Here is a 23,769-nt window from a genome sequence, read left to right as displayed (position 1 = left end):
TCCGCCCGGCGACCGCCGGGTGGGCGCGCGACGCACCCGGGCGGCGTCTAGAGTCGTGGGCATGATCGAGATCGCCACGTCCCCCGCGACGACGACCCTCGTCATCGCCGGAGACCTCGATCTCGCCGAGCGCGACCAGTTCCCGGAGATCGCGGCACGCGTCGTCGGGCTGCGCCGTCAGCTCCTCGTCATCGACATGTGCCGCGTGACGTTCATGGACTCCACCGGCGCGGCGTTCCTCATCTCGCTCGCCGACGCCGGTCGCAAGCGCGGCGGTGCGACGGTGCTGCGCGGCTGCGACGACCGGGACCTGTTCGTGCTCGAGGTGTGCGGCGCGCTCGAGCTGTTCCGCATCGACAACGACCACCGCTGCGAGCCCGCGACGCCGCCGTCCGGCTTCGCCAAGGTCGAGCCCCCGGCCTGACGCCCGCGGGCCGTCCTAGCGCCCCGAGGGCCGCAGGGTCGCCCACACGAGCTTGCCCGACGCCGTCGGGCGCCACCCCCAGTCGGCGAGCCGCTCGACGATCTGCATGCCGAAGCCGCCCATGCGGTTCGGGTGCCCGTCCGTCGGGACGGGGGGCGCCGGGTTGGAGTCCTCGACCTCGACGCGGATGCCGTCGCCCGTGTCGAACAGGCGCAGCGCGAGGTGGCCCCACCCGTGCAGCACGCCGTTCGCGACGAGCTCCGAGACGACGAGCTCCGCGTTGGCGCTCTCCCGCACGCCCCAGGCCTGGCACGTGCGCACGACGGCGTGCCGCGCACGCCCGATCGACGCCGGCTCGCTCGGCAGGAGCCAGCGGCGGCTGCGCGGGCTGAGCACGACGGCGGACGCGTCCCGCTGCGGGTCGGGGATGCGCACGACGACGAGCGCGACGTCGTCCTCGGGGGCGTCGGCCAGGCGCGACAGCAGCTCCTCGCCCACGCCCGCGGCGTCGACGGCGGTGACCGCCTCGGACGCCGCGACGAGCGCCTCCAGCCCGACCCGCAGGGCGCGGTCGCGGCGCTCGATGAGGCCGTCGGTGTAGAAGACGAGCGTGTCGCCCGGCAGGAGCGTCGCGACGCCCGTCGAGCGGCTGCGGCCGCCGAAGCCGACGAGCGCTCCCCCGGCATCGTCGAGCTGCGTCACGGTGCCGTCGCGCAGCAGGAGCGGCGGCAGGTGGCCGGCGCGCGAGTACTCGATCCGCCACGCGTCCTCGGGCTGCGCGGCGTCCGGCTGCGTGAGCGCCGCGTACACGAGGCTCGCGGAGCGCGGGATGCGCATGCCCTGGACGAGCTGGTCGACGCGCTCGAGCACGGGGCCGGGCGTCGTGAGCTCGTACGCGTACGAGCGCACCACCGAGCGGAGCTGGCCCATGGCGGCCGCGGCCTCGACGTCGTGCCCCACGACGTCGCCGATGACGAGGCCGACGACGTCCGGCGCGATCTGCAGGACGTCGTACCAGTCGCCGCCCACCTGGGCGTGCTCGGAGTTCGGCGCGTAGTACGTCCACACGTCGAGGCCCGTGACGTCGGCCTGCTCGGGGAGCATCGCGCGCTGGAGCGTCTCGGCGAGGCGGTGCTCGCGCGCGTAGAGGCGCACGTTGTCGATCGCGGTGCCGGCCCGGCGCGCGATGACCTGCAGCAGCGTGCGCACGCCCTCGCGGGCCTCGGCGTCGGTGCCGAACCCCTGCGGCGGTGTGTCGGGCAGGTCGCCCGTGACGAGCAGGCCGAGGATGCGCCGGCGCCCCGGGACGGCGGACACGGTCACGGAACCCGGCCGCCGTGGCAGCCCGGAGAGGCGGTGGTGGAGGTCGCGCTGGAGCCAGCCCGAGGCGGACCACTGCGGGTACGTGGCGGAGAGGTCGAGCGTCACCGGCCCCTCGATGCGCCCGTCGAGCACGTCCTGGACGCGGTCGGGCACGTCCACGCGGACGCGCGGCACCGAGCCGGTGACGGAGGCCGAGTCGCCGAGCGCGTCGGTCGTGTGCACGCCCGGGGCGAGGGGCAGGACGCCGGGCGTGTAGCGGCCGTGCCGCTGGCCGCGCCCGCTCGGGGGCGCCGCCGTGTCGACGCCCTCCGCGTACCGCAGTCCGTCGTCGTTGAGGTAGAAGCCCGCCCAGTCGACGACGTACCCCGCGAGCAGCGCCGTGATGTCGCGCAGCGCGTACGGCTGGTCGAGGTCGGCGAGGAGGTCGGAGCTGCGGGCGACGACGTCGAGCACCGCGCGCTCGCGCCGCTCGAGCGCGAGCGACGCGACCTGGGCGGCGTACCGGTCGAGGTGCTCGGAGACGTCGACCTGCGCACCGACCCAGTGGGTCACCGCACCGTCCGGGCCGGTCAGGGGCGCGAGCGAGAGCTGCGTCCACACCGCCACCCCGTCGCGCCGGAAGGTGCGCACGGTGTAGGTGAGCTCGCGCTCGTCGGCCACGGCGGCGCGGAGCTGCTGCGCGTCGACGGGGTTCGCGAGGAGCGACTCCAGGACCTGCGGGCTGCGGCCGAGCACCTCGGCGGCGGTGAACCCGGTCTGCCGCTCGAACGCGCGGTTGACCCAGACGATCGGCATCTCCGCCGACCGCGGGCCCGTGACGAACATCGCGACCCCGGTGGCGTCCATCGCGCGCGTGCACAGCTCCTGGACGTGCGCGGGCAGGTCGGTGCCGAGCTCCGGCGAGCTGCCCATCGTCACCTCCGACGGTCCGAGCGTCGATCGTCTGGAAACGGACGCCACGGTCGCGTTACTGTCCCGACTGGACATTCAACCGTAGATTGGTGCTTCCCGAGACCGGAACCGGTCCGGACCACGCCAGAGAGGAGCGCCGGTGCGCGAAGGTACACCCCCGGCCGCAGACCGCCCGGTCGGCGTCGCCGGCGACCCCGCAGGAGCGGGCGACCCCGCGAGCGTGCACGTCATCGTGGGCACGACGCGAGCCCGCATCGTGCTCTCGGGCGAGATCGACGCCGACCTCGGCGCCGACCTCCAGGAGGCGACCGCCGCGGCGGAGGACTCCGGCCTGCCCGTCGAGATCGACGCCCACCACGTGACCTTCATGGACTCGTCGGGTGTGGCGTTCCTCGCACGTCTCGCGTCGCGCGGCCCGCACCGCGTGCGCGTCCTCCGCGCCCCGCCCACGGTGCGGTTCCTCCTCGAGGTGACCCGCATCGGCGAGCTGCTCGACATCGTCGACGTGGACCCCGGCTTCGACCTCGACGAGCCTCCCGGCAACGGCGCGGGCACCACCGACTGACGCTCGTGGCCGCCTGACGCCCGTCGTCGGGCGCGCGCGGCCGCAGCACGACGAAGGCCCCCGGTCCTCACGGACCGGGGGCCTTCGTGCGACGCGGGCCCGGAGCGGACTCCGGGCCGTGCGGCGTCAGCGGATCTTGTTGCCCGCGGAGCGCAGCTGCTGCGACGCCTCGATGATGCGCGCGGCCATGCCGGCCTCGGCCAGCTTGCCCCAGGCGCGCGGGTCGTAGGCCTTCTTGTTGCCGACCTCGCCGTCGATCTTCAGGACGCCGTCGTAGTTCGAGAACATGTGGCCGACGACGGGGCGCGTGAACGCGTACTGCGTGTCGGTGTCGATGTTCATCTTGATGACGCCGAAGTCCACCGCCGCCGAGATCTCCTCGGCCGTGGAGCCGGAGCCGCCGTGGAAGACCAGGTCGAACGGGTTCTCCTTGCCGACCTTCGCGCCGACGGCCTCCTGGATCTCCTTGAGGATCTCCGGGCGGAGCTTGACCGCACCCGGCTTGTACACGCCGTGCACGTTGCCGAACGTGAGGGCCGTCAGGTAGCGGCCCTTCTCGCCCGTGCCCAGCGCCTCGATCGTCGCGAGACCGTCCTCGACCGTCGTGTAGAGCTTCTCGTTGATCTCGGCCTCGTGGCCGTCCTCCTCGCCGCCGACGACGCCGACCTCGATCTCGAGGATCGTGCGCGCCGCCTGCGAGAGCTCGAGCAGTTCGGCCGCGATGGTGAGGTTCTCGTCCAGGGGGACGTCCGAGCCGTCGTACATGTGCGACTGGAACGTCGGCAGGCCGCCGTTCTTCACCTGCTCGGCCTCGATGGCCAGGAGCGGGCGGACCCAGGAGTCGAGGTTCTTCTTGACGCAGTGGTCGGTGTGGATCGCGATCTGCACCGGGTAGTTCTTCGCGACCTCGCGCGCGTACGCCGCGAGCGCGAGCGAACCGGCGATGCGGTCCTTGACCGTCGAACCCGAGCCGTACTCGGCGCCGCCCACGGAGACCTGGATGATGCCGTCGGACTCGGCCTCGGCAAAGCCCTGGAGCGCGGCGGTGATGGTCTGCGACGAGGTGATGTTGACGGCCGGGTAGGCGAACGAGCCTGCCTTCGCCCGGTCGATCATCTCGGCGTAGACCTCGGGGGTTGCGATGGGCATGCGGAGCTCCTGTGGAGTCGTGCGGGGTGGACTGTCAGGTCAAAGTCTGGCATGGATGACAGCGCGAGGTCAGGGCCGTTCGACCTGTGGTCCCCGGATGACCACGCCTCTACCTCGGCGGCCCTGTGGGCCCCAGGTGCTGCGCCGCCCAGACGTGCAGGGCGATCGCGCCGGCGGCGCCGGCGTTGATCGATCGGGTCGACCCGTGCTGCGTGATGTGGAGCACCGCGCGGCACGCCTCGACCGCCTCGGGCGTCAGCCCGGCCGACTCCTGGCCGAGGAGCAGCACGCACGACGCGGGCAGCGCGTAGCCCTCGATCGGCACCGACCCCGGGACGTTGTCGACCCCGAGGAGCGGCAGCGCCTCCCCCGCCGCCCAGTCCGCGAGGTCCGCCACCGACGCGTGGTGGTGCACGTGCAGGTAGCGGTCGGTGACCATGGCGCCGCGGCGGTTCCACCGCCGTCGCCCCACGACGTGCACCCCGGCCGCGTTGAACGCGTTGGCGGTGCGGACGACGGAGCCGATGTTGAGGTCGTGCGCCCAGTTCTCGATCGCGACGTGGAGCCGGCGGGCCGGGTCGCGGCGCGCGTCGAGGTCGGCGACGACGGCCTCGACCGTCCAGTACCGGTAGGCGTCGACGACGTTGCGGCGGTCGCCGTGCGCGAGCAGCTCGGGGTCGTACCGGGGGTCGAGCCGCGTCGCCCCGGGCGGTCCGGCGGGGTCCGGGACGCGGGGCCACGACTCCGGGCCGCCGGGCCACGGGCCCACGCCGACCTCGCGCTCGTCCGCCTCCCGCTCGCCCGACTCGCCCGCGCTGCTCGCCATGGCGCACATTCTGCCGGGACCTGCAGGCCCGCCGTCGCCGGACCTCCACGGCGGGTGCACACCCACCGCCGGGCCGCGCGGCCGCGCCCGGCTACGCTGGTGACCCGTGACCACCCTCGCCGAGCTCGCCTCCGCCCTCCCGGGGGCCGCGCACGCCGCGAGCCTCGGCGCCGCCGGACCGGTCGCCGCCCTGGGCCCGGACTGGATGGACCCGATGACGCTCATCGAGCGCTTCGGCGACGCCGCGCTCGTCGGGATCGTCGTCGTCATCTTCATCGAGACGGGCCTGCTCTTCCCGATCCTGCCGGGCGACTCGCTGCTGTTCACCGCGGGCGCGCTCGTCGCGCAGGAGTCGCTGCAGATCAGCCTGCCCGTGCTGCTCGTCCTGCTGTTCGCCGCGGCGTTCCTCGGCGACCAGACGGCGTACCTCATCGGACGCACCGTCGGGCCCAAGGTGTTCGACCGGCCCGACTCCCGGTTCTTCAAGCGCAAGTACATCGACCAGACGAACGCCTACTTCGAGAAGTACGGCGGCCGGACGATCGTCATCGCGCGGTTCGTGCCCATCGTGCGCACGTACGCCCCCGTCGCCGCGGGTGTCGGCAAGATGCACTACCGGCACTTCGTCGGTTTCAACGCGCTCGGCGCGCTGCTCTGGGCCGTCGGCCTCACGTGGCTCGGCTACCTCCTGGGGAATATCACGTTCGTCAAGGAGAACATCGAGGCGCTCGTCCTCCTCATCGTCTTCCTGTCCGTGCTGCCCATGGTCGTCGAGGTCTGGCGCGGGCGGCGGGCGGAGAAGCGGGCGGCGGCGCTCGAGGCGCAGGTCGCGGCCGACGCCCAGCAGAGGACCGGGGTCGCGGAGGACGCGACCGCCGTCGGCCAGGCCGACACGGACGGGAAGGACGCCTGACATGACACGAGAGATCACGAGCTGGCTCACCGACATGGACGGCGTGCTCGTCCACGAGGGCCACGCGATCCCCGGCGCCCCGGAGTTCGTGCGCGCGCTGCGCGACAAGGGCCGACCGTTCCTCATCCTCACGAACAACTCGATCTTCACGGCGCGCGACCTGCGGGCGCGCCTCGCGACGTCGGGCATCGACGTGCCGGAGGAGTCGATCTGGACGTCGGCGCTCGCGACGGCGCAGTTCCTCACCGACCAGATCCCCCAGGGCAGCGCGTACGCCGTGGGCGAGGCCGGGCTGACGACCGCGCTCTACGAGGCCGGCTACACGCTCACCGAGTCCGACCCGGACTACGTGGTGCTCGGCGAGACGCGCACGTACTCGTTCGAGGCGATCACCAAGGCGATCCGCCTCGTGCTGGGCGGGTCGCGGTTCATCTGTACCAACCCCGACACGACCGGGCCGTCGCAGGAGGGCCCGCTGCCCGCCACGGGCGCCGTCGCGGCGATGATCACGTCGGCGACGGGCCGCAAGCCGTACTTCGTCGGCAAGCCCAACCCGATGATGTTCCGCTCCGCGCTCAACCGCATCGACGCCCACTCCGAGACGACCGCGATGATCGGCGACCGGATGGACACCGACGTCGTCGCGGGCATCGAGGCGGGCCTGTACACCTACCTCGTCATGACGGGCTCCACGACGATGTCCGACGTCGACCGCTACCCGTTCCGGCCGAGCAAGGTCGTCGACTCCGTCGCGGACCTCGTCGACCTCGTCTGAGGGCACGCCGGGCCGGTCCGGCCGTTCCAGCTCCCCGGGGAACCCCGCACGCACGACGACGCCCGGTCACCGCGAGGTGACCGGGCGTCGTCGTGCCGGGGACCGGGGTCAGCCGGCCGCGGCCACCTCCACGCGACCCGCGCGACGGCGGCGCACCGCCAGGAGGGCCGCACCGGTGAGCAGCAGCGTCCCGGCCAGGAGCGCGAGGCTCCCGGCGTCGGAGCCGGTGGTGGCGAGCGCCCCCGAGTAGGCGTCGCACTCGACGTCGCCGCCGACCGGGAAGCTCACCGTCACCGGCGAGAGCGCGGTCCCGGCCTCGTAGAACCCGGCGAACGCCTTCGCGCCGGCGGCCGTGAGGGTCGTGGGGACGCCGCTCCACGTGATCGTGGAGCCCGACGTCGCCTTCTTCCCCGACAGGTCCAGGCTCGCGAACGCGACGCCGGTCGACGAGGACTTGTTGCTCTCCATGTCGCTGCTCTGCACGTCGACCACGAGCGTGCCCGACGACCCGTCCACGACCACCCGCGGGTTGCTGATCCGCAGGTCGAGGATGCCCTCGTGCCCGGAGAACGACACCGACCCGCCGAAGCTCGCGCGGCCCTTGCCGAGATCCGTGTTGAACGAGCCCTTCCCGCCGCTCCACGTGAACGCCGAGCCGCCGTCCCGCACGCCGTCCGTCGAGACCGAGCCCTTCGCGATCGGGCCGGTGACGTACGACCGGAACCGGTCGCTCACGCCCCACGAGAGAGTCGCGCCGTTGACGCCCTGCGCGAAGCACTGCTCCGCCGCGCCGCCCGACCCGGTGCCGGTGCCGGTCGTGCCGGCGCCCACGATCGTGATCGGCGCGGACGCGGTGTGGTCCGCACCGACGAGGAGGAGCGTGTGCTCGCCCGGCGCGACGTCCTTCGGGATCGTCACGGTCGAGCTCGCGGCGCCACCGGCGTTCGCGGTCGTGCCCGTCGCGAGCGTGCGCGGCGTGGAGCGGAGCTCCGTGCGGATGCCCGACTCGCGCGCACCGAACCCGACGCCGCTGATCGTCACCTCGTCGCCCGGGCGTGCCTGCGCCACGGAGAGCGTCGCCTTCGTCAGGTCGGTCGTGCCACCCGGGAGCGGCACCTCGGTCCCGCCGCCACCGCCGCCCGGTGCGGTCGAGGCCGCGCCGACGGTGAACGTCACGGGCGCGAGAGGATCGCCCGCTGCGTAGAACCCCGAGAAGGCGGCGGAGCCCGCGGCCGTGAGGGTCGCCTCGGCGGCCCGGTAGGTGACCGCCCCGTCCTTCGCCGTCGAGGCAGGCGGGAGGGACAGCGTCGCGAAGGCGACACCCTTCTTCGCGAAGGTCGTCCCGTCGAGGTTCCTCGACGAGACGTCGAGGACCAGCGTCGCGGACCGCGGCCCGTCGATCCGCACGCGCGGCTCGGAGACGGTGAGGTGCAGCAGACCGCCGTGGCCCGAGAACCGCACCGTCCCGTGGTAGCCGGTCGTGGTGCCCGTTGCGGGCGCCGCCCACGGCGTCGACTGGCCGAACGCGAACGCCGACCCGTCGCGCGTGGCCCCCGCGCTCACCGCCACGTCGCCCTTCGCGACCGGGCCCTCGATGTAGTCCACGAACGAGCCGCGCACGCCCCAGGTCAGGCTCCCGACGGTCGTCGGGACCGCGGGCTGCGGGTCCACGGGAGGAACGACGACGGGCTTGGTGGTCACGGTCAGCGTGGTGCTGCCGGTCAGACCGAGCTCCGACGTGACGACGACGGGGACGGACCCGGCGGGGGTGCCGGCGGGGACCGTGAGCACGAGCGTCGCGCCGTCGCGGGAGTACGACGCCGGGGCGCCGTCGAGCGTCACGGCCTTGACCGCGTCGTCCGCAGCGAGGCCGTCCACGGTGAGACGGACCGTCGAGCCGGCCTCCACCGTGATGGACGCGGGCATGACGGTGAGCGTGCCCGGTGCGTCGTACGCGACGGGGACGAAGAGCTCCTGCGCGGCGTTGCTCACGCCGCCGGCGCCGTACGTGTAAACGCCGTAGCGCCCGCCCTCGAGCGCGGCGGGGTTCTTCACGACGAGACGCGCCTCGAACGTGCCGTCCGGCGTGATGTCCGTCCACTGCGCCCGGACCACCGACTGGTACTGCGCGGGGACCTGGTCGAGCACGGGCTCGGCGAGGGCCCACACCTGCGAGCCGACCTTGCGGGTCGACGCCGCGGCGCCCTCGGACGGCCGCCACTGCTCGGCGAAGCTCCCGAACACGACGTAGGTGCCCTGCGGGAGCGTCGCCGGGATCGGGACGCCGCGCCCGCCGACGTTCGCCGCCGGGTCGAAGCCGGTGCCCCGGACGACGATCGTGTCGCCCGCTGCTACAGGGGTGTCGCCGAGCGGCGTCGTGCCGTCCGCGGCGAGCACCGAGATCTCGGGCTCCCACACGGGCGCCTCGGGCTCCGTCGTGAACGCGACGGGCGCGTACAGCTCCTGCGCGGCGTTGACCGTGCCGCCCGCGGCGTAGGTGTAGACGCCGTACCGGCCGCCCTCGCGCTCGAGCTCGCTCGCGACGAGCTCGGCGGTGAACGTGCCGTCCGGCGCGAGCTCGGCCCACTGCCCGCGGATCGCGGACTGGTAGCGCGGGTCCACCTGGTCGAGCGCCGCGGACGAGAGGGCCCACTGCTGCGAGCCGGCCGTGCGCGCGCTCGACGGGGCACCCTCCGACGGGCGCCAGTCGGCCGCGAAGCTGCCGAAGACCACGTAGGTGCCGGCGGGGATGCCGCCGGAGATCGGCGGGCGGTTGCCCGCCGGCGCGACGTTCGCGGCCGGGTCGAAGCCCGAGCCCTTGACGACGATCCTGTCGTCGGGGCGGACGGGCGCGTCCCCGAGCGGCGTCGTGCCGTCGGCGGCGTAGAGGGTGATCTGGGGCTCCCAGACCGGCTCAGGCGCCGTGCCGCCCTGGACCGCGACGGGCGTGAACGTGTCGAGGCTGCGGTCGGTCGCCGAGAGGCCGTGCGCGGCGGACGTCGCCACCACGTACTGCTTCGCCGGGTCGAGCTTTCCGGCCGGGACGGTCAGCGTCGTCGTGAACGCGCCGTCGCGCACCTGCTGCGGCATGACCCAGCCCTGGGCGAGCCAGCCGCTGGCGACGAGAGGGCCGCTGCCGTCCCAGATCGAGGCGTCGCCGAGGAGCACGTACGCGCCGTTCGCGGCGCCCGCGCCGACGAACCCGGTGCCCTGGATCGTGAACGTGTTCTCCACCGCCGGGTCGACGGGCGCCGACGGCGACACCGTGACCGCGGGGTCGACGGCAGGCTCGGGCTCGGGCTCCGGGGCGGTCACCGTGTGCGCGACGGCCGCGGAGGCCGAGGCGACGAACGCGGCCGGGTCGGCGGGCTCGAAGGCGGCGCTCAGCTGGTGGGTGCCCGCGGCGAGGGCCGCGGTCTCGAGGCGCGCGACGCCGTCGGCCACGGGAGCGGTGCCGAGGGCGGTGCCGCCGTCACGGAACTCGACCGTGCCCGCGGCGGCGGGCGCGACGGTCGCGGTGAGCGTCACGCTCGCCCCGGCCGCGGACGTGCCCGCGGGCGCTGCGGCGAGCGCGGTCGTCGTCGCCTGCGCGGGCGCCACGGGCTCGGGCGACACGACGCGGGCGGTCAAGGTCGACAGGGGCTTGCCCACGTACGACGAGAAGTACGGCGAGACGTTCCCGAGCGTCCCGACGACGGTCCCGTCCGCCATGAACGTGACCTCGTCACCGGCCCGCGTCGCGGTCACCGTGACGTCGGCGACCTTGACGTCGTCGCCCACGCCGGGGTTCACCGTGCCCGCGAAGTCCGCGTAGACCGCGCCCGTCGTCGGGCCGGTGAGGTCGAGCCGCACGTCGGAGATCGTCACGTCGAGCGCGCCGTGGTGGCCCTCGTACCGGGTCGAGCCGCCGAGGCGGATCGAGCCCGTCCCGGACGCGGCGTCGTAGCTGCCGGACGCGGGGCCGTAGGACGCCTGGCCGCCCTGGAGCGGCGGGGTGATCGTGCCCTGGGCGATGCCGCCCGTGACGTACGACGTCCACGAGTCGACGAAGTTCCAGGTGGCCGACCCGCCGGTCACGTCGGCCGCGGCCGCCTGGGCCGGGGCGCCGGTGCCGGCGACGGTGAGGCCGGCGGCGAGCGCCGCGGCGAGGAACGAGGCGAGGGCGCGTCGGACGCGTCTCGACGATGAAGTGCGCACAAGGTCTCCCGTGCTGGTCCGGGCGAGGTCCCGGCGGGGAGCGGGACCGAGAGGGGAGCGTGCTCACGCTCCGCCGAGACGGACCATATAAGGGTCGCCTCACCAAAGCAAGGTAAGCCTGACCTATCGAGATGTGACGCGCGCCTCCTCCCGCCACGACGACGCCCCGCGGCCCAAGGGGCCGCGGGGCGGTGCGCCGCGTCGAGCGGCGGGAGACGGAGCGGGAGGGGCTCAGGCGAGGCCGAGGTCCTCCAGGCTGAACAGGAAGTGGTACGGCACGCCGAGCGCCTCGATCTTCGCGCCCGCACCCGTGGCACGGTCGACGATCGTCGCGACGCCCGCGACCTCGCCCCCGGCCGCGCGCACGGCCTCGATCGCCGTGATGGGCGAGCCGCCCGTCGTCGTGGTGTCCTCGACCACGACGACGCGCCGGCCCGCGACGTCGGGGCCCTCGATCTGGCGCTGCATCCCGTGCGCCTTCGCCGCCTTGCGCACCACGAACGCGTCGAGGTCCTGGCCGCGGGACGCGGCGGCGTGCAGGAGGGCCGTCGCGATGGGGTCGGCACCGAGCGTCAGGCCGCCGACGGCGTCGATCTCCGCCGTACCGAGCCCCTGCTCCTCGAGAAGGTCGAGGAGCTGGTGGCCGATGAGCGGCGCCGCGCGGTGGTGCAGCGTCACGCGGCGCAGGTCCACGTAGTAGTCCGCCTCCTTGCCCGAGGAGAGCGTCACGCGGCCGTGCACGACGGCGAGCTCACGGATGAGGCCGAGCAGCTGCTCGCGGGGGGTCGAGGCGAGCGTCGAGGCGGGGTCGGTAGTCACGACCGCCAGGGTATCGGGCCCGCCCCGTGCCTAGCGGTACTTGCCGATCGCGCGGACGGCGGAGCGCGGCATCGCGCGCAGGGCCGCCGACGCGACCCGGTACCGCACCGACGGCGTGGAGATGACGACGCCCCGCCGCACGTCCGCGAGCGCCTCGGCGACGACCCGGTCGGCGTCGAGCCACGCGAGGTCGGGGAGCACGGACTTGTCGATGCCCGCGCGGTCGTGGAACTCGGTGTGCGTGAAGCCGGGGCACAGCACGGTCGCCGTGACGCCCGTGCCGTGCAGCTCGACGGCGAGCCCCTCCGTGAACGACCGCACCCACGCCTTCGCCGCCGCGTACGTGCCGCCCGCGGTGAGGGCCGCGACCGACGCGACGTTGAGGATCGCGCCGCGCCCGCGCTCCGTCATCTGGCCCGCCGCCGCGTGCGACAGCACCATGACCGCGCGCACCATGACGTCGAGCGCCTCGAGCTCGACGTCGAGGTCACCCCCGACGAAGTGCTGGTGCGTCGCGAAGCCCGCGTTGTTGACGAGCAGGCCGACCGGGCGCTCGTCCGGACTGCCGGTCGTGGCGAGGCGCTCCGCGACGCGCGCGACGTCGTCGGGCACGGACAGGTCGGCGCACAGCACCTGGACGCGTACCCCGGCCGCGGCACGGATCTGCCGTGCGGTCTCCTCGAGGCGCGCCTCGTCGCGCGCCACGAGGACGAGGTCGTGCCGCGCCGTGGCGAGCTGCCACGCGAACTCCAAACCCAGGCCGGCGCTCGCGCCGGTGATGAGTGCTGTCGCCATGGTCACAGCCTACGGGCGCCCGGGTGACCCGGGCGCCCGCAGGCGGGGTGGAGTCGTGTCACCGGGCCGGCGGCTTCACGGCGAGCACGGGGCACGCGGCGCCCAGCAGGATCTGCTGGGCGGTGGAGCCGAGCACGAGCTTGCCCACGGGGGTGCGGTGCCGCACCCCCACGACGACGAGGTCGGCGTCGACCTCGGCCGCGACACCGAGCACGACCTCCGCGGGCAGCGCGGAGGACTGCAGGTGCCGCACCTCGTGCTCGACGCCCGCCTCCTCGAGGATCGTGCCGACCTCGACGAGCTGGTCGTGGTCGGCCCAGCGCGGGTCGACGAGCCGGTCGCCGCGCGTCGTGTTGACCACGACGACGCCGGTGCCGAGCAGGACGGCCGCCCGGGCCGCGGCCCGCGTCGCGGCGGTCCCGAGCTCGCCGGGCGCGTAGGCGAGGACGACGGTCATCAGCGCACCTCCTGGTCCTGGGCCTCGACGCGGACGTCCTCCGCGAGCGCCGCGAGCTCGGCGCCGGTGCGGCGCTCGCGCCGGCGCAGCCAGAGGCCCGCGAGGACCACGACGGCGACGAGGGCGTAGGCCGTCGCGGCGAACGGGCTGGTGACGAGCGTCGTCAGGTCGCCCTGGCTGATCGCGAGCGAGCGGCGCAGGCGGTCCTCGGCCATGGGCCCGAGGATCATGCCGACGACCATGGGCGCGACGGGGTAGCCGTAGCGCCGCATGAAGAACCCGATCGCGCCGATGACGAGCAGGATGAGCACGTCGACCGGGGAGAAGTTCAGCGCGTACGAGCCGAGCGCGCCGAACAGGAGGATGCCCGCGTAGAGGTAGTGCCGCGGGATCTGGAGCACCTTCACCCACATGCCCACGAGGGGCAGGTTGAGCACGATGAGCATGAGGTTGCCCACGTAGAGGCTCGCGACGAGCGCCCACACGAGCGCGGACTGGCTCTCGAAGAGCAGCGGGCCCGGCTGGATGCCGTACGACTGGAACGCGACGATGATGATCGCGGCGGTCGCCGTCGTCGGGAGGCCGAGCGTCAGGAGCGGCACGAGGACGCCGGACGCCGCGGCGTTGTTCGCCGCCTCCGGGCCCGCGACGCCCTCGATCGCGCCCTTGCCGAACTCGTCCTTGTGCTTCCCGGCGGACTTGCGCTCGGCGGCGTAGGACAGGAAGGTCGCGACGTCGGCGCCGCCCGCCGGGATGGTGCCGACGGGGAACCCGATCGCCGTCCCGCGCAGCCACGGCTTCCAGGACCGCCGCCAGTCCTCGCGCTTCATCCAGGAGCGCCAGCCCTTCTCGACGGGGATGACGTGCACGGGACCGTGCCGCAGGCGCGACCCGACGTACAGCGCCTCGCCCACCGCGAAGAGGCCGACGGCGACGATGACGACGTCGATCCCGTCGGCGAGCGTCGGGACGCCGAACGTGAACCGCTGCTGGCCGGTGAGCGTGTCGGTGCCCATGAGCCCGAGGAACAGGCCGAGCGACAGGGACGCCATGCCGCGCGGCACCGACGACCCGAGCAGGGCGCCGACGGTCACGAACGCGACGACCATGAGCGCGAAGTAGTCGGGCTCGCCGAGCTGCACGGCCCAGCGCGCGACGTACGGCGCGACGAACGTCAGGGCGACGGTCGCGATGGTGCCCGCGACGAACGAGCCGATCGCGGCGGTCGCGAGCGCGGCCGCCCCTCGGCCCATGCGGGCCATCCTGTTGCCCTCGAGCGCCGTGACGATCGACGACGACTCGCCGGGCGTGTTGAGCAGGATCGACGTCGTCGACCCGCCGTACATGCCGCCGTAGTAGATGCCGGCGAACACGATGATGGCGGCCGTCGCGTCGAGCGAGTATGTGAGCGGCAGGAGCAGCGCGATCGTCATCGCGGGGCCGATGCCGGGGAGCACCCCGACCGCGGTCCCGACGAACACGCCGAACAGCGCGTAGAGCAGGTAGACGGGCTGGACGACGGTCGCGAACCCGTCGAGCAGCGCGGTGAGGTTATCCACGGAACCAGGTCACCCCCTCCAGGAGCGGGCCGGGCGGGAGCGACAGCCCGAGCACGCCCCCGAACAGGACCTGGATCACCAGGGCCAGGACGAGGCCGAGCACGGCGGCGCGCCACCACGGGCGGGCGCCGAGGACGATCGCGGCCCCGGCGAACAGGAGCGTCGCGGCGAGCGGCCACCCGACGAGGTTGATCGCGTAGACGTGCACGAACAGGACCGCGCCGAGGAGGCCGACGGTCAGCCAGTCGGTGCGGGCGTCGGGGTCGACGTCCTCGCCGTCCTCCTCCTGGCCGCCGTGCCCCCGCCAGACGGCGACGAGCAGCACGAGGCCGGTGGCGAGCAGCATCGCGCCCACGAGGTAGGGGAACGCCCGGGGACCGAGCGTGTTCGCCGAGCCGGGCACGACGATCGTCCCGGCGTCGAGGAGCACGAACACCCCGAGGGCGGCGGTGACGCCGGCGACGACGAGCTCGCCGGGTCGCCGCCGGGGACCCGCGGCGGGGGTGGCACCTGCGGGGTCCCCGGCGGCCGGGCCGTCGGCGGGGTCGCCGACGGCCGTCGCCGGCGCCGGCCCGGGGCGGGGCTCGGCGTCGGACGGTCCTGGCTCGGGAGCCGCGGCGGACGACCCCGCGGACGGAGCCTGCGACGACCCCGGCTCGCGCGACGCGTCGGGTGGCGCGTCGCGCGAGGCGCGACGCCTCGTCACGGCGTGACCAGGCCGACGTCGGTGAGCGTCATCTGGATGTCGGCGATGTTCTCCGTGAGGAAGCCGTCGAACTCCTCGCCCACGAGGAACGCGTCGTCCCAGCCCTTCTCCTCGAGCGTCGCCTGCCACTCGTCGGACGCGACCATCTCGCTGACGAGCAGCTCGAGGGCGGCGCGGTCCTCGTCGGAGAGGTCGCCCGGCGCGACGACGCCGCGCCAGTTCGTGAGCTCGACGTCGTACCCGGCCTCGGTCATGGTCGGCACGTCGGGCAGCAGGTCCGTGCGCTCGGCGCCCGAGACCGCGAGCGCCCGGACGGTCCCCGCCTTGACCTGCTCCGCGTACTCGCCGACGCCCGAGATCCCGGCGCTGACCTTGTTGCCGAGCAGCGCGGCGAGCGACTCGCCGCCGCCCGAGTAGGCGACGTAGTTGAGGAGCCCGCCCACCTCGGCCGACGGCACGTCGGCCGCCTGGAGGAGCATCCCCGCGAGGATGTGGTCGGCCCCGCCGGCGGAGCCGCCGGTGATGGAGACGGACTTGCCGTTCGCCACGACGTCGTCGACGAGGTCCTCGAGCGTCTGGTACGGCGACGACGCGGGCACGACGACGACGAGGGGCTCCTCGGTGAGGCGCGCGATCGGGGTGGTGTCCTCGATGCGGGCCTGCGACTCGTTGGTCTCGACCGCGCCGACCATGACGAGGCCCATGACGAGCAGCGTGTGGGGGTCGGTGGTGTTGGCGAGCGACGCGAGACCGACCGTGCCGCCGGCGCCGCCGACGTTCGTGACGGTCGCGGTGCGCACGAGCCCGGAACCCTGGAGGTCCTGCTGCATCGCGCGGCCGGTCTGGTCCCAGCCCCCGCCGGGGTCGGCCGGGACGACGATCGCGAGCTCGTCGACCGACGCGGCGGCCCCGCCGGACGCGTCGCCGGAGCCGCCCGTCGTGGGGGCGCCGGGCTCGAGGCCCGAGCACGCGGCGAGACCGAGGACGAGTCCTGCGGCGAGCGTCGCGGTGAGTGCGTGCCGCGGGCTGACGGTGTGCCCGGAGCGCGGGCGGACGACGGATCGCATGTCTCCTCCTTGAGCGGGGCCCGCAACGGCGCGGGCCTCACGACCTGATCCGGGGAGCCTAGGAGCGCGGGGCGGCACGGCGAGGGCTGCGGTCGTACTGGACGTTGTGGTCGATCCGGTGGTTGCGGTCGTTGTGGTCACGGCCGAGGCCCGGGTGCGGCGGACCTGGGGCACACTGGTGCGGTGGGTCGAGCAGTGTCGCTCCGGGTGCAGCTTCTCGTGCTGCAGGTCGCCATCGTGCTCCTGGTCGTGGCGTCGGCGGGGGCGGTCGCCTCGACCCTGCAGCACCGCCAGCTCCGCGACGCCTACCTCGACCGCATGACCGCGGTCGCGTTCTCCGTCGCGCGCCTGCCCGCGATCATCGACGCGTTCGACGACGACGACCCCGCCGCGACGATCCAGCCGATCGCGGAGGTCATCCGCGAGGCCTCCGACGTCACGTACGTCGTCGTCACGGACGACGAGGGCGTGCGGTACTCCCACCCCGACCCGACGCGCATCGGCGAGACGGTCTCGACCGACCCGTCGGTCCCGCTCTCCGGCGAGGTCTGGACGGGCACGCAGACCGGCACGCTGGGCGAGTCGTGGCGCGTCAAGGTCCCGGTGTTCGGGCCCGAGGGGGACGTCGTCGGGACGGCGAGCGTCGGCATCCTCGAGTCCGACCTGGCCGACGACCTCGCCGACGACCTCGGGTGGCTGCTCGCGGCCCTCAGCGTCGCGGCGGCCCTCGGCGTGGTGTGCGCGGCGTTCGTGACGCGCGCCGTGCGCCGCCGCATCTTCCGGCTCGAGCCCGAGGAGATCGGCCGGCTGCTCGAGACGCGCGACGCGATGCTCCACGGCATCTCCGAGGGCGTCGTCGCGCTCGACCGCGACGGCGCGGTCGTGCTCGTCAACGACGAGGCGCAGCGCCTCCTCGGGATCGCGGCGGCCGACGCCGTCGGGCGGCCCGCGCACGACGTCCTCGACCCGCAGCTCCTCGCGCTCGTGCCCGACGCCGCAGGGCCCGCCGACGCCGACGCGCCCGCCGCCGGGCCCGAGGAGGGCGGCGCGCTCGTCCTCGCGGGCGAGCGCGTGCTGCTCGCACGCGCCGACCGGGCCCGGGTCGCCGGACGCGCCGTCGGCACCGTGCTGCTCCTGCGCGACCACACCGAGCTGCACGCGCTCCTGCGCGACCTGGACGGCGCGCGCGGCCTCACGGACGCGCTGCGCGCGCAGTCCCACGAGTTCGCCAACAAGCTGCACGTCGTCTCGGGCCTGCTGGAGCTCGGGCAGGCCGACGAGGCCGTCGCGTTCATCGAGCGCGCCGGGCACGGCGGCCTGCTCACCGCGTCGGGCGTCGCGCCCGGCGTCCACTCCCCCGAGGTCGCGGCGCTGCTCCTGGTCAAGGCCACGACGACGCGCGAGCGCGGCTCGCGCCTCGAGGTGTCGCCGTCCGCGCACCTCGCCGCGCCCACGGGACCCGACGACGCCGCCCTGCACGGCGACGCCCTCACCGTGCTCGGCAACCTCGTCGACAACGCGGTCGACGCCGTCGGGGCCGGGGGGCGCGTCCGCGTGCTCGTGACCGACCGCGCGCCCGACGGCACCGGCCCGACGCCGGGCGACCGGGTCGTCGTCGTCGTCGAGGACGACGGGCCCGGCATCCCCGCGGGCTCCCGCGCCGACGTCTTCGCCGCCGGGTACACCACGAAGGCGGGCCCGCCGGGGCGCGGGATCGGTCTCGCGCTCGTGCGGCGCGTCGCCGCGCGGCGCGGCGGGACGGTCGAGGTGACGACCTCCGTGCTCGGCGGGGCGCGCGTCGCGGTGGCCCTCCCCGCGCAGCCCGTCGACGCCGCCGCGGGCGCCCGGGCCCGGACGCCGGAGACGGCGTCGTGACCCCCGCCGGCCGCTCCCCCGCCCCCACCGGCGCGCCCACGGCGCCGCCGGGCGACCGGCTGCGCGTCCTCGTCGTCGAGGACGACCCGACGATCGCGCGCCTGCACCGCGGCTTCGTCGAGTCGCACCCGCGCTTCGTCGTCGTGGGCGAGGCGCGCACGGCGGCCGAGGCGCTGCGCGCGTTCGCCGTGCTCGACCCGGACGTCGTGCTGCTCGACATCTACCTGCCGGACGCGACCGGGCTGCACGTGCTGCGCCAGATCCGGCGCCGGCCGTCCCCGCCCGTCGACGTCGTCGCGACGACCGCCGCGCGCGAGCTGGAGAGCGTCCGCCAGGCCATGGCGGGCGGCGTGCAGCACTACCTCGTCAAGCCGTTCACGGCCGCGGCGCTGCGCGGTCGGCTCGACGAGGTCGCCCGTCTGCGCGACTCGCTGCGCACCGCGGGCGACGAGCTCGACCAGGACGCCGTCGACCGCCTCGTGCGGCGCGGTTTGCCGGAGGCCGCGGCGCTGCCGAAGGGGCTGTCCGAGCGCAGCCTGCGGCTCGTCGTCGAGGCGCTCGCGGCGGCGTGCGCCGACGCGGGCGACGCGTCGGCGGGCGAGGTCGCCGCACGGACCGGCATGTCGCGCGTGAGCGCTCGCCGCTACCTCGAGCACCTCGTCGCCACGGGGCGCGCCGACGTCGCGCCCCGGTACGGCGCGGCCGGGCGGCCGGAGAACGGCTACCGGCCCGCCTGACCGTCGGGACCGCTGCGGGTCGCTGCGGGTCGCGCCCGCGACGCCGTACGGTGGGGCCCGTGCGCCTCGCGACCTGGAACATCAACTCCGTCCGTGCCCGCGTCGACCGCGCGGTCGCGTTCCTCGAGCGGACGGGGACCGACGTCCTCGCGCTCCAGGAGACCAAGTGCACGGACGCGCAGTTCCCCGTCGCGCCGTTCGAGGCGGCCGGGTACGAGGTCGCGCACGTCGGCGTGAACCAGTGGAACGGCGTCGCCGTCGTCTCGCGCGTGGGCCTGGACGACGTCGAGACGTCGTTCCCCGGCCAGCCCGAGTTCGGCGACACGGTGGAGGCGCGCGCGCTCGGTGCCACGTGCGGGGGCGTGCGCGTGTGGAGCCTGTACGTGCCGCACGGGCGCGAGGTCGGCGACCCGCACTACGCCTACAAGCTGCGCTGGCTCGACGAGCTGCGCGCGCAGGCCGCGGGCTGGCTCGCCGCCGACCCGGCGGCGCAGGTCGCGCTCGTCGGGGACTGGAACGTCGCGCCGCTCGACACCGACGTGTGGGACGTCGCGTACTTCGCCGGGAAGACGCACGTCACCCCCGCCGAGCGGGACGCCTTCGCCGCGTTCGGCGCCGCCGGGTACACCGAGGTCACGCGCGAGGCGATCCCCGCCGAGCGCACCTACACCTACTGGGACTACCAGCGGCTGCGGTTCCCGCGGAACGAGGGCATGCGCATCGACTTCGCGTACCTGTCGCCCGCCGCCCGCGCGCGCGTCACGGGCGTGACGATCGACCGCGACGAGCGCAAGGGCAAGGGCGCGTCGGACCACGTGCCGGTCGTCGTCGACCTGGCGGACTGACCTCCGGGGCGTCCGCCGTCGGGCTCGGGCCGCGGGTCCGCGCCGCGGGTCCGGGCCGGACGGGGCGCGTCCCCTCGCTACGGTGTGTCCATGACGACGCCACCCGTCCCTCCGTACGGGTCCCCCGACGAGCCCGCCGACCCGTACGCCCCGCGGCGTCCGCACCAGCCGCCGCTCACGCCGTACCACCCACCCACCGAGGACGCCCCCGCCGCGCCGGACGACGGCGGGTTCGTCGCGCCGTCGGGCGCCGGGGGCGGGTACGGGAGCACGCCGGGCGGCGGGAGCGGGTACGGGAGCACGCCGGGCGCCGGCGCCCCGTACGGCGCGCCGGCCGCGCCCGCCGGGTCGCCCTACGGCCCCGGCTCCCCCTACGCCCCCGGGGCGGCGCCGTCGTACGGCGGGACGCCCGGGTACGCGGCGCCGCCCGGACCCGCGGCGTACCCGGCGCCGGGCTACGGGGGCTACCCGCCGCCGTACGGCGCGCCCTACGCGCCCCCGCCGCGGACCAACGGGCTCGCGCTCGCGTCCATGATCGTGTCGATCGCGAGCCTCGTGCTCTGCGCGGGCTTCCCCGGCCTCGTCGGCCTCGTGCTGGGCATCGTGGCGCTCAACCAGGTCATGCGCGACGGCACGCGCGGGCGCGGTTTCGCGGTGACCGGGATCGTCGTCGGCGCGGTCGGCACGGCGTTCGCGATGCTCGTGGTCCTCGCCGGGACGCTCGGGGACTCGGCACCGTGAGCGACGACGACCTCTTCGCCCCGCCCGGCGGCCGCGCGTCCGGGCCCTCGGGAGGCCAGCCCGTCCCGCCCCCCGCGGGAGCGCCCGGGGCCTCGCAGCCACGCGCCGCGGACGCCGGGGCGCCCCGGTCCGGCCCGACGCCGCACGACCCCTCGGGTGCGGCGGCACCCGTGCCGCCGCCCGGGCCCGGCGACCGGCCCGGCTTCGCCCCCGAGACGTACTACGCACCCGGGTGGCAGCCCGCGGCGCCCGGCGTCGAGCCGCTCGCCGTCGCGAGCGTGCCCGCGGGCGTGGTGCTCGGGCCGGTCGGGGTCGGCCTCGGCGCCGCGGCCCTGTCGCGCGTCCGCTCCCGCGGCACCCGCGGACGCGGCCTGGCCGTGACCGGGATGGTGCTCGGCGCCGTCGCGACGCTCGGATGGGTGGTGGGCGGGATCGCCTGGTGGCAGGGCGAGCAGGCGCGCACGCCGCTCGCGGGCGACGTGGACGCGCCCCGCACGGTGAGCGCGGTGCAGCTCGTGCTGGGGACGTGCCTCGACGAGCTCCCGCCCGACGGCGAGGTGTCGCGCGTGCGCGCCGTCCCGTGCGCCGACGAGCATCGGGCGCAGGTCGTCGGCCGCACCGACCTGGGCGCGGACGAGGTCTGGCCCGGCCAGGACGCCGTGGACCGCCGGGTGGCGCGCGTGTGCACGCCCGACACCCTCGGTCCGGATGCCCCGGAGGACGTGCGGCTCGTGGTGTGGGCACCGACCGAGGCGTCCTGGCGCGGCGGCGACCGCACCGGGCTGTGCCTGGCGAGCAGCGAGGCCCCGCTCCCGGCGGACCTGATCGGCTGACGCGAGGGGCACGCCCTCGAAGCAGGCTGCCTGACCCGGGGTCACTGCTCGTCGGCACCGCCCGGCAGGATGTCGACGAGCAGCCCGCCGTCCGGACCGACCCGGGTGTCCTGGACGACCACGGACGACGGCTCGGAGCGGTCGGGCAGGAGGAGCAGCGCGGCGGTGGCCGCCGCCACGAGGAACGCGGCCGTCGCGCCCAGGCGGCTCCACGGGGCACGGGCGGTGCGCGGCCCGTCGACCACGCCGTCCCGCTGCCGGTCGAGGAGGCGCGCGGCCCGCAGCAGCGCGAGCGTGAGCGCCCCGGCACCGAGCGCCGCGGTGGCGACGTGGAGCGCGAGGGCGACGCCGAGCGCACCCGCCTGCCAGGACTCGGGGTCGTAGCTGCCGAACCGGTCCACCGCGTACGCGTCGAGGGCGTGCTGCACCGGCCGCAGGAGGAGAGAGCCCGCCACGAGGACGACGCCGATCCCGAGCACCGGTGTCACGGCCGCCGGCGGGGTCGGCTCGTCGGCCGCCGGAGCCTCCGCTGCGCCGCCCCCCGCGGTCTGCCCGTCGTGGGCCTCGTCGTCCGCCGTCAGCTCGAAGACGTGTGTCATCCGGGCATCCTGCCGTGCGCGGCCCGGGTGCCCGGTCGTCGTTCAGCGATCGAGAACGACCACGAAGAGGGTCACGGACGCGAAGAACCGCGCCGTCAGGAGGTGGTCGGTCCAGCGGCGGGCGCCCTCGTCGGTGAGGTACCCGGCCTCCCGCGCCCTCTCGGCCACCCGTCCGAGGCCGAGGAACCTGTCCGCCTCGACCACGTCGCGGAAGACGGCCGTCAGCGGGACGACCCGGTCGACCGTGAGCCCGGCGTGCTCGGCGAGGCCGGGCAGGCGGCGTCCGATCCACGCGTTGCGCACGACCTGCTCGACGACGAACGCCTGGTACGCGTCGGTGGTGCCCGCGTCCGGCCCGTCGATCGCCAGCGTCCCCCAGTCCGGCTCGGCGAGCACCGCGCGCCCGCCCGGGCGCAGGACCCGGGCGATCTCCTCGACGACACCGCGCGGGTCGGTGACGTGCTGCAGCACCCGGTCCGTGTGCGCGCGGTCGACGCTGCCCGTCCCGAGGTCGAGCGCGTGCGCGTCGCCGACGACGACCCGCACGTTCCCGGCACCCGCGACGCGCTCGCGCGCGGCCTCGACGGCGCGCGGGTCGTGGTCGACGCCCAGCACCGACCCGCCCGCACCGACCGCGGCCGCGAACGCCGGGAGGTCGACGCCCGGCCCGCAGCCGAGATCGAGCACCGCCTGTCCCTCGGCGAGGTCGAGCGCCGCCGTCGCCACCGCCTTCGAGCGCCGCCCGAGGTCGGAGGCCGCGAGGCGCTCCAGGTAGTCGTCCGGGTGGGTCGTCTCGAGCGTCCTCGTCATCGGGCGATTCTCGACCGCCGTCGGAGCCGGGTGGGGCGCGGAAGGGGGAGGCTCGGTGCCGGACCGGTGAACCGTCGCCGGTCCGGCACCGTCAGCGTTCGGCGTCGGACAGCACGAGGCGCAGGTACGCGCGCAGGTCCGCGGCCATGTCGACGCGCTCGGGCCGCGGGCGGTCGAGGGACAGCAGCCACTGGACCTGGAGACCGTCCATGAGCGCGACGAGCTGGCGGGCCGCGACGTCCGGCTCGACGCCGTCGCGCAGGCCGCCCGCCCGGGCGCGGCGGGAGAGCTGCTCGCCGATGCGCGCGACCGTCGACTCGTAGCGCTCGACGAAGTACGCGTGCGCCGGGTGGTCGGGCGACGTCGCCTCGGCCGCGAGCGCCGTGAACAGCTCGACGATCGGCCGGCGCAGGGCGTTGCGCTCGACGAGCCGCACGAGCGCGTCGAAGAAGTCGGTCCCGCGCGCGAGGTCCTCCTCGAGGTCGGCGCGGTCGACGGTCTCCCGGTGGTCGAGCACCGCCTCGAGGAGCGCCGCCTTCGTCGGGAAGTGGTGGAGCAGCCCGGGGTGGGACATGCCCACGCGGGACGCGAGCTCGCGCAGCGACGCGGCGTGGAAGCCGACCTCGCCGAAGAGCACGACGGCCGCCTGGAGGATCTCCTCGCGCTTGGCGCGCCCCTTCGCGTACCCGCGGGCGGGGTCGGGCGCCGCGGCGCGGCGGGAGCCCGTGCGGTCCTGCCCGGCGCCGATGGCCGCACTCGTCATGGCACTGCTCCGTCCGTCGTCCGACGAGGGCACACCCTACCGACCGCGGTGCGGCCCGGCGGGGTGCCCGCGCCCGGGC

Annotated in this window: 22 protein-coding genes; 9 read left to right on the top strand and 13 right to left on the bottom strand. The window is 75.2% G+C overall.

The features are described 5' to 3' along the window. Window positions 1-61: 61 nt before the first annotated feature. Window positions 62-424, top strand: coding sequence for an STAS domain-containing protein (locus HKK73_RS02670; RefSeq protein WP_043653881.1), 363 nt, complete (start codon window positions 62-64; stop codon window positions 422-424). Window positions 425-439: 15 nt separating this feature from the next. Here HKK73_RS02670 and HKK73_RS02665 read toward each other — a convergent pair whose 3' ends face one another. After that, entirely contained in the window at window positions 440-2,659 is a 2,220-nt protein-coding gene (locus tag HKK73_RS02665; RefSeq protein ID WP_086149270.1) for a SpoIIE family protein phosphatase, read from the bottom strand. 139 nt (window positions 2,660-2,798) lie between these two features. Here HKK73_RS02665 and HKK73_RS02660 point away from each other — a divergent pair, with 139 nt between their 5' ends. Continuing rightward, window positions 2,799-3,224, top strand: a complete 426-nt coding sequence (locus HKK73_RS02660; RefSeq protein ID WP_021482033.1) for an STAS domain-containing protein — start codon at window positions 2,799-2,801, stop codon at window positions 3,222-3,224. Window positions 3,225-3,350: 126 nt separating this feature from the next. Here HKK73_RS02660 and fbaA read toward each other — a convergent pair whose 3' ends face one another. Together fbaA and HKK73_RS02650 are read right to left on the bottom strand one after the other, a co-directional pair. Beyond that, window positions 3,351-4,373, bottom strand: a complete 1,023-nt coding sequence (gene fbaA / locus HKK73_RS02655) for a class II fructose-bisphosphate aldolase (protein ID WP_021482032.1) — start codon at window positions 4,371-4,373, stop codon at window positions 3,351-3,353. A gap of 109 nt (window positions 4,374-4,482) precedes the next feature. Continuing rightward, window positions 4,483-5,199 (bottom strand): RNA methyltransferase, encoded by a 717-nt coding sequence (locus HKK73_RS02650; protein ID WP_085951314.1) that lies wholly within the window; start codon window positions 5,197-5,199, stop codon window positions 4,483-4,485. 106 nt (window positions 5,200-5,305) lie between these two features. Here HKK73_RS02650 and HKK73_RS02645 point away from each other — a divergent pair, with 106 nt between their 5' ends. Further along, window positions 5,306-6,112: a VTT domain-containing protein gene (locus tag HKK73_RS02645; RefSeq protein WP_332306507.1), complete on the top strand. Its 807-nt coding sequence runs from the start codon at window positions 5,306-5,308 to the stop codon at window positions 6,110-6,112. 1 nt (window position 6,113) lies between these two features. Next, the gene (locus HKK73_RS02640) at window positions 6,114-6,887 is read left to right on the top strand and encodes an HAD-IIA family hydrolase (RefSeq protein ID WP_021482670.1); all 774 of its coding nucleotides are present in this window, start codon (window positions 6,114-6,116) and stop codon (window positions 6,885-6,887) included. Between the two features lie 108 nt (window positions 6,888-6,995). On the opposite strand, the gene HKK73_RS02635 is transcribed toward HKK73_RS02640, so the two are convergent. From HKK73_RS02635 to HKK73_RS02605, 7 genes are all read right to left on the bottom strand, one after another. Next, on the bottom strand, window positions 6,996-11,084 hold the full coding sequence (locus HKK73_RS02635) for an HtaA domain-containing protein (RefSeq protein WP_171467388.1): 4,089 nt from the start codon (window positions 11,082-11,084) through the stop codon (window positions 6,996-6,998). A gap of 231 nt (window positions 11,085-11,315) precedes the next feature. Continuing rightward, window positions 11,316-11,903 (bottom strand): orotate phosphoribosyltransferase, encoded by a 588-nt coding sequence (gene pyrE / locus HKK73_RS02630; protein WP_051876890.1) that lies wholly within the window; start codon window positions 11,901-11,903, stop codon window positions 11,316-11,318. A gap of 30 nt (window positions 11,904-11,933) precedes the next feature. Then, window positions 11,934-12,698, bottom strand: coding sequence for an SDR family oxidoreductase (locus HKK73_RS02625; RefSeq protein ID WP_034655298.1), 765 nt, complete (start codon window positions 12,696-12,698; stop codon window positions 11,934-11,936). Between the two features lie 58 nt (window positions 12,699-12,756). Beyond that, window positions 12,757-13,155 carry a universal stress protein gene (locus HKK73_RS02620; RefSeq protein ID WP_034655300.1) on the bottom strand — a complete coding sequence of 133 codons (399 nt, stop codon included), beginning with the start codon at window positions 13,153-13,155 and terminating at the stop codon, window positions 12,757-12,759. After that, entirely contained in the window at window positions 13,155-14,714 is a 1,560-nt protein-coding gene (locus tag HKK73_RS02615; RefSeq protein WP_021482991.1) for a tripartite tricarboxylate transporter permease, read from the bottom strand. The genes HKK73_RS02620 and HKK73_RS02615 overlap by 1 nt, the downstream gene beginning before the upstream one ends. Next, window positions 14,707-15,420 (bottom strand): tripartite tricarboxylate transporter TctB family protein, encoded by a 714-nt coding sequence (locus tag HKK73_RS19045; RefSeq protein ID WP_085386642.1) that lies wholly within the window; start codon window positions 15,418-15,420, stop codon window positions 14,707-14,709. The genes HKK73_RS02615 and HKK73_RS19045 overlap by 8 nt, the downstream gene beginning before the upstream one ends. Continuing rightward, complete coding sequence (locus HKK73_RS02605) at window positions 15,417-16,487, bottom strand: tripartite tricarboxylate transporter substrate binding protein (protein WP_171467387.1); 1,071 nt, start codon at window positions 16,485-16,487, stop codon at window positions 15,417-15,419. The genes HKK73_RS19045 and HKK73_RS02605 overlap by 4 nt, the downstream gene beginning before the upstream one ends. Window positions 16,488-16,670: 183 nt before the next feature. Here HKK73_RS02605 and HKK73_RS02600 point away from each other — a divergent pair, with 183 nt between their 5' ends. The 5 genes from HKK73_RS02600 to HKK73_RS02580 all read left to right on the top strand — a co-directional run bounded on the left by HKK73_RS02600 (window position 16,671) and on the right by HKK73_RS02580 (window position 21,518). Beyond that, window positions 16,671-18,362, top strand: a complete 1,692-nt coding sequence (locus tag HKK73_RS02600) for a sensor histidine kinase (RefSeq protein WP_232322635.1) — start codon at window positions 16,671-16,673, stop codon at window positions 18,360-18,362. Further along, window positions 18,359-19,099 (top strand): response regulator, encoded by a 741-nt coding sequence (locus tag HKK73_RS02595; protein WP_253705756.1) that lies wholly within the window; start codon window positions 18,359-18,361, stop codon window positions 19,097-19,099. The genes HKK73_RS02600 and HKK73_RS02595 overlap by 4 nt, the downstream gene beginning before the upstream one ends. A 59-nt stretch (window positions 19,100-19,158) precedes the next feature. Then, a complete protein-coding gene (locus HKK73_RS02590; protein WP_171467386.1) occupies window positions 19,159-19,944 on the top strand; it encodes an exodeoxyribonuclease III in 786 nt (261 codons plus the stop codon). 90 nt (window positions 19,945-20,034) lie between these two features. Next, window positions 20,035-20,685 carry a DUF4190 domain-containing protein gene (locus HKK73_RS02585; protein ID WP_171467385.1) on the top strand — a complete coding sequence of 217 codons (651 nt, stop codon included), beginning with the start codon at window positions 20,035-20,037 and terminating at the stop codon, window positions 20,683-20,685. Further along, on the top strand, window positions 20,682-21,518 hold the full coding sequence (locus HKK73_RS02580; protein WP_253705755.1) for a DUF4190 domain-containing protein: 837 nt from the start codon (window positions 20,682-20,684) through the stop codon (window positions 21,516-21,518). Before HKK73_RS02585 ends, HKK73_RS02580 begins: the two co-directional genes overlap by 4 nt. Before the next feature lie 41 nt (window positions 21,519-21,559). Here HKK73_RS02580 and HKK73_RS02575 read toward each other — a convergent pair whose 3' ends face one another. The 3 genes from HKK73_RS02575 to HKK73_RS02565 all read right to left on the bottom strand — a co-directional run bounded on the left by HKK73_RS02575 (window position 21,560) and on the right by HKK73_RS02565 (window position 23,690). Then, complete coding sequence (locus HKK73_RS02575) at window positions 21,560-22,117, bottom strand: hypothetical protein (protein WP_171467384.1); 558 nt, start codon at window positions 22,115-22,117, stop codon at window positions 21,560-21,562. Window positions 22,118-22,159: 42 nt separating this feature from the next. Continuing rightward, window positions 22,160-22,927, bottom strand: coding sequence for a methyltransferase domain-containing protein (locus HKK73_RS02570; protein WP_171467383.1), 768 nt, complete (start codon window positions 22,925-22,927; stop codon window positions 22,160-22,162). Between the two features lie 91 nt (window positions 22,928-23,018). Continuing rightward, window positions 23,019-23,690, bottom strand: coding sequence for a TetR/AcrR family transcriptional regulator (locus tag HKK73_RS02565; protein ID WP_086149279.1), 672 nt, complete (start codon window positions 23,688-23,690; stop codon window positions 23,019-23,021). Window positions 23,691-23,769 lie beyond the last annotated feature (79 nt).

This window comes from Cellulosimicrobium sp. 72-3, from assembly GCF_013127315.1.
Taxonomy (GTDB): domain Bacteria; phylum Actinomycetota; class Actinomycetes; order Actinomycetales; family Cellulomonadaceae; genus Cellulosimicrobium; species Cellulosimicrobium funkei.
This window is presented reverse-complemented; position numbering and strand designations above follow the sequence as displayed.

Bases quoted from the DNA above. Each gene is read 5' to 3' on its own strand.
- HKK73_RS02565 (WP_086149279.1), bottom strand. From the start codon at position 23,690: ATGACGAGTGCGGCCATCGGCGCCGGGCAGGACCGCACGGGCTCCCGC.
- HKK73_RS02670 (WP_043653881.1), top strand. From the start codon at position 62: ATGATCGAGATCGCCACGTCCCCCGCGACGACGACCCTCGTCATCGCC.
- HKK73_RS02650 (WP_085951314.1), bottom strand. From the start codon at position 5,199: ATGGCGAGCAGCGCGGGCGAGTCGGGCGAGCGGGAGGCGGACGAGCGC.
- HKK73_RS02585 (WP_171467385.1), top strand. From the start codon at position 20,035: ATGACGACGCCACCCGTCCCTCCGTACGGGTCCCCCGACGAGCCCGCC.
- HKK73_RS02625 (WP_034655298.1), bottom strand. From the start codon at position 12,698: ATGGCGACAGCACTCATCACCGGCGCGAGCGCCGGCCTGGGTTTGGAG.
- HKK73_RS02620 (WP_034655300.1), bottom strand. From the start codon at position 13,155: ATGACCGTCGTCCTCGCCTACGCGCCCGGCGAGCTCGGGACCGCCGCG.
- HKK73_RS02605 (WP_171467387.1), bottom strand. From the start codon at position 16,487: ATGCGATCCGTCGTCCGCCCGCGCTCCGGGCACACCGTCAGCCCGCGG.
- HKK73_RS02665 (WP_086149270.1), bottom strand. From the start codon at position 2,659: ATGGGCAGCTCGCCGGAGCTCGGCACCGACCTGCCCGCGCACGTCCAG.
- HKK73_RS02575 (WP_171467384.1), bottom strand. From the start codon at position 22,117: ATGACACACGTCTTCGAGCTGACGGCGGACGACGAGGCCCACGACGGG.
- HKK73_RS02570 (WP_171467383.1), bottom strand. From the start codon at position 22,927: ATGACGAGGACGCTCGAGACGACCCACCCGGACGACTACCTGGAGCGC.
- HKK73_RS02640 (WP_021482670.1), top strand. From the start codon at position 6,114: ATGACACGAGAGATCACGAGCTGGCTCACCGACATGGACGGCGTGCTC.
- fbaA (WP_021482032.1), bottom strand. From the start codon at position 4,373: ATGCCCATCGCAACCCCCGAGGTCTACGCCGAGATGATCGACCGGGCG.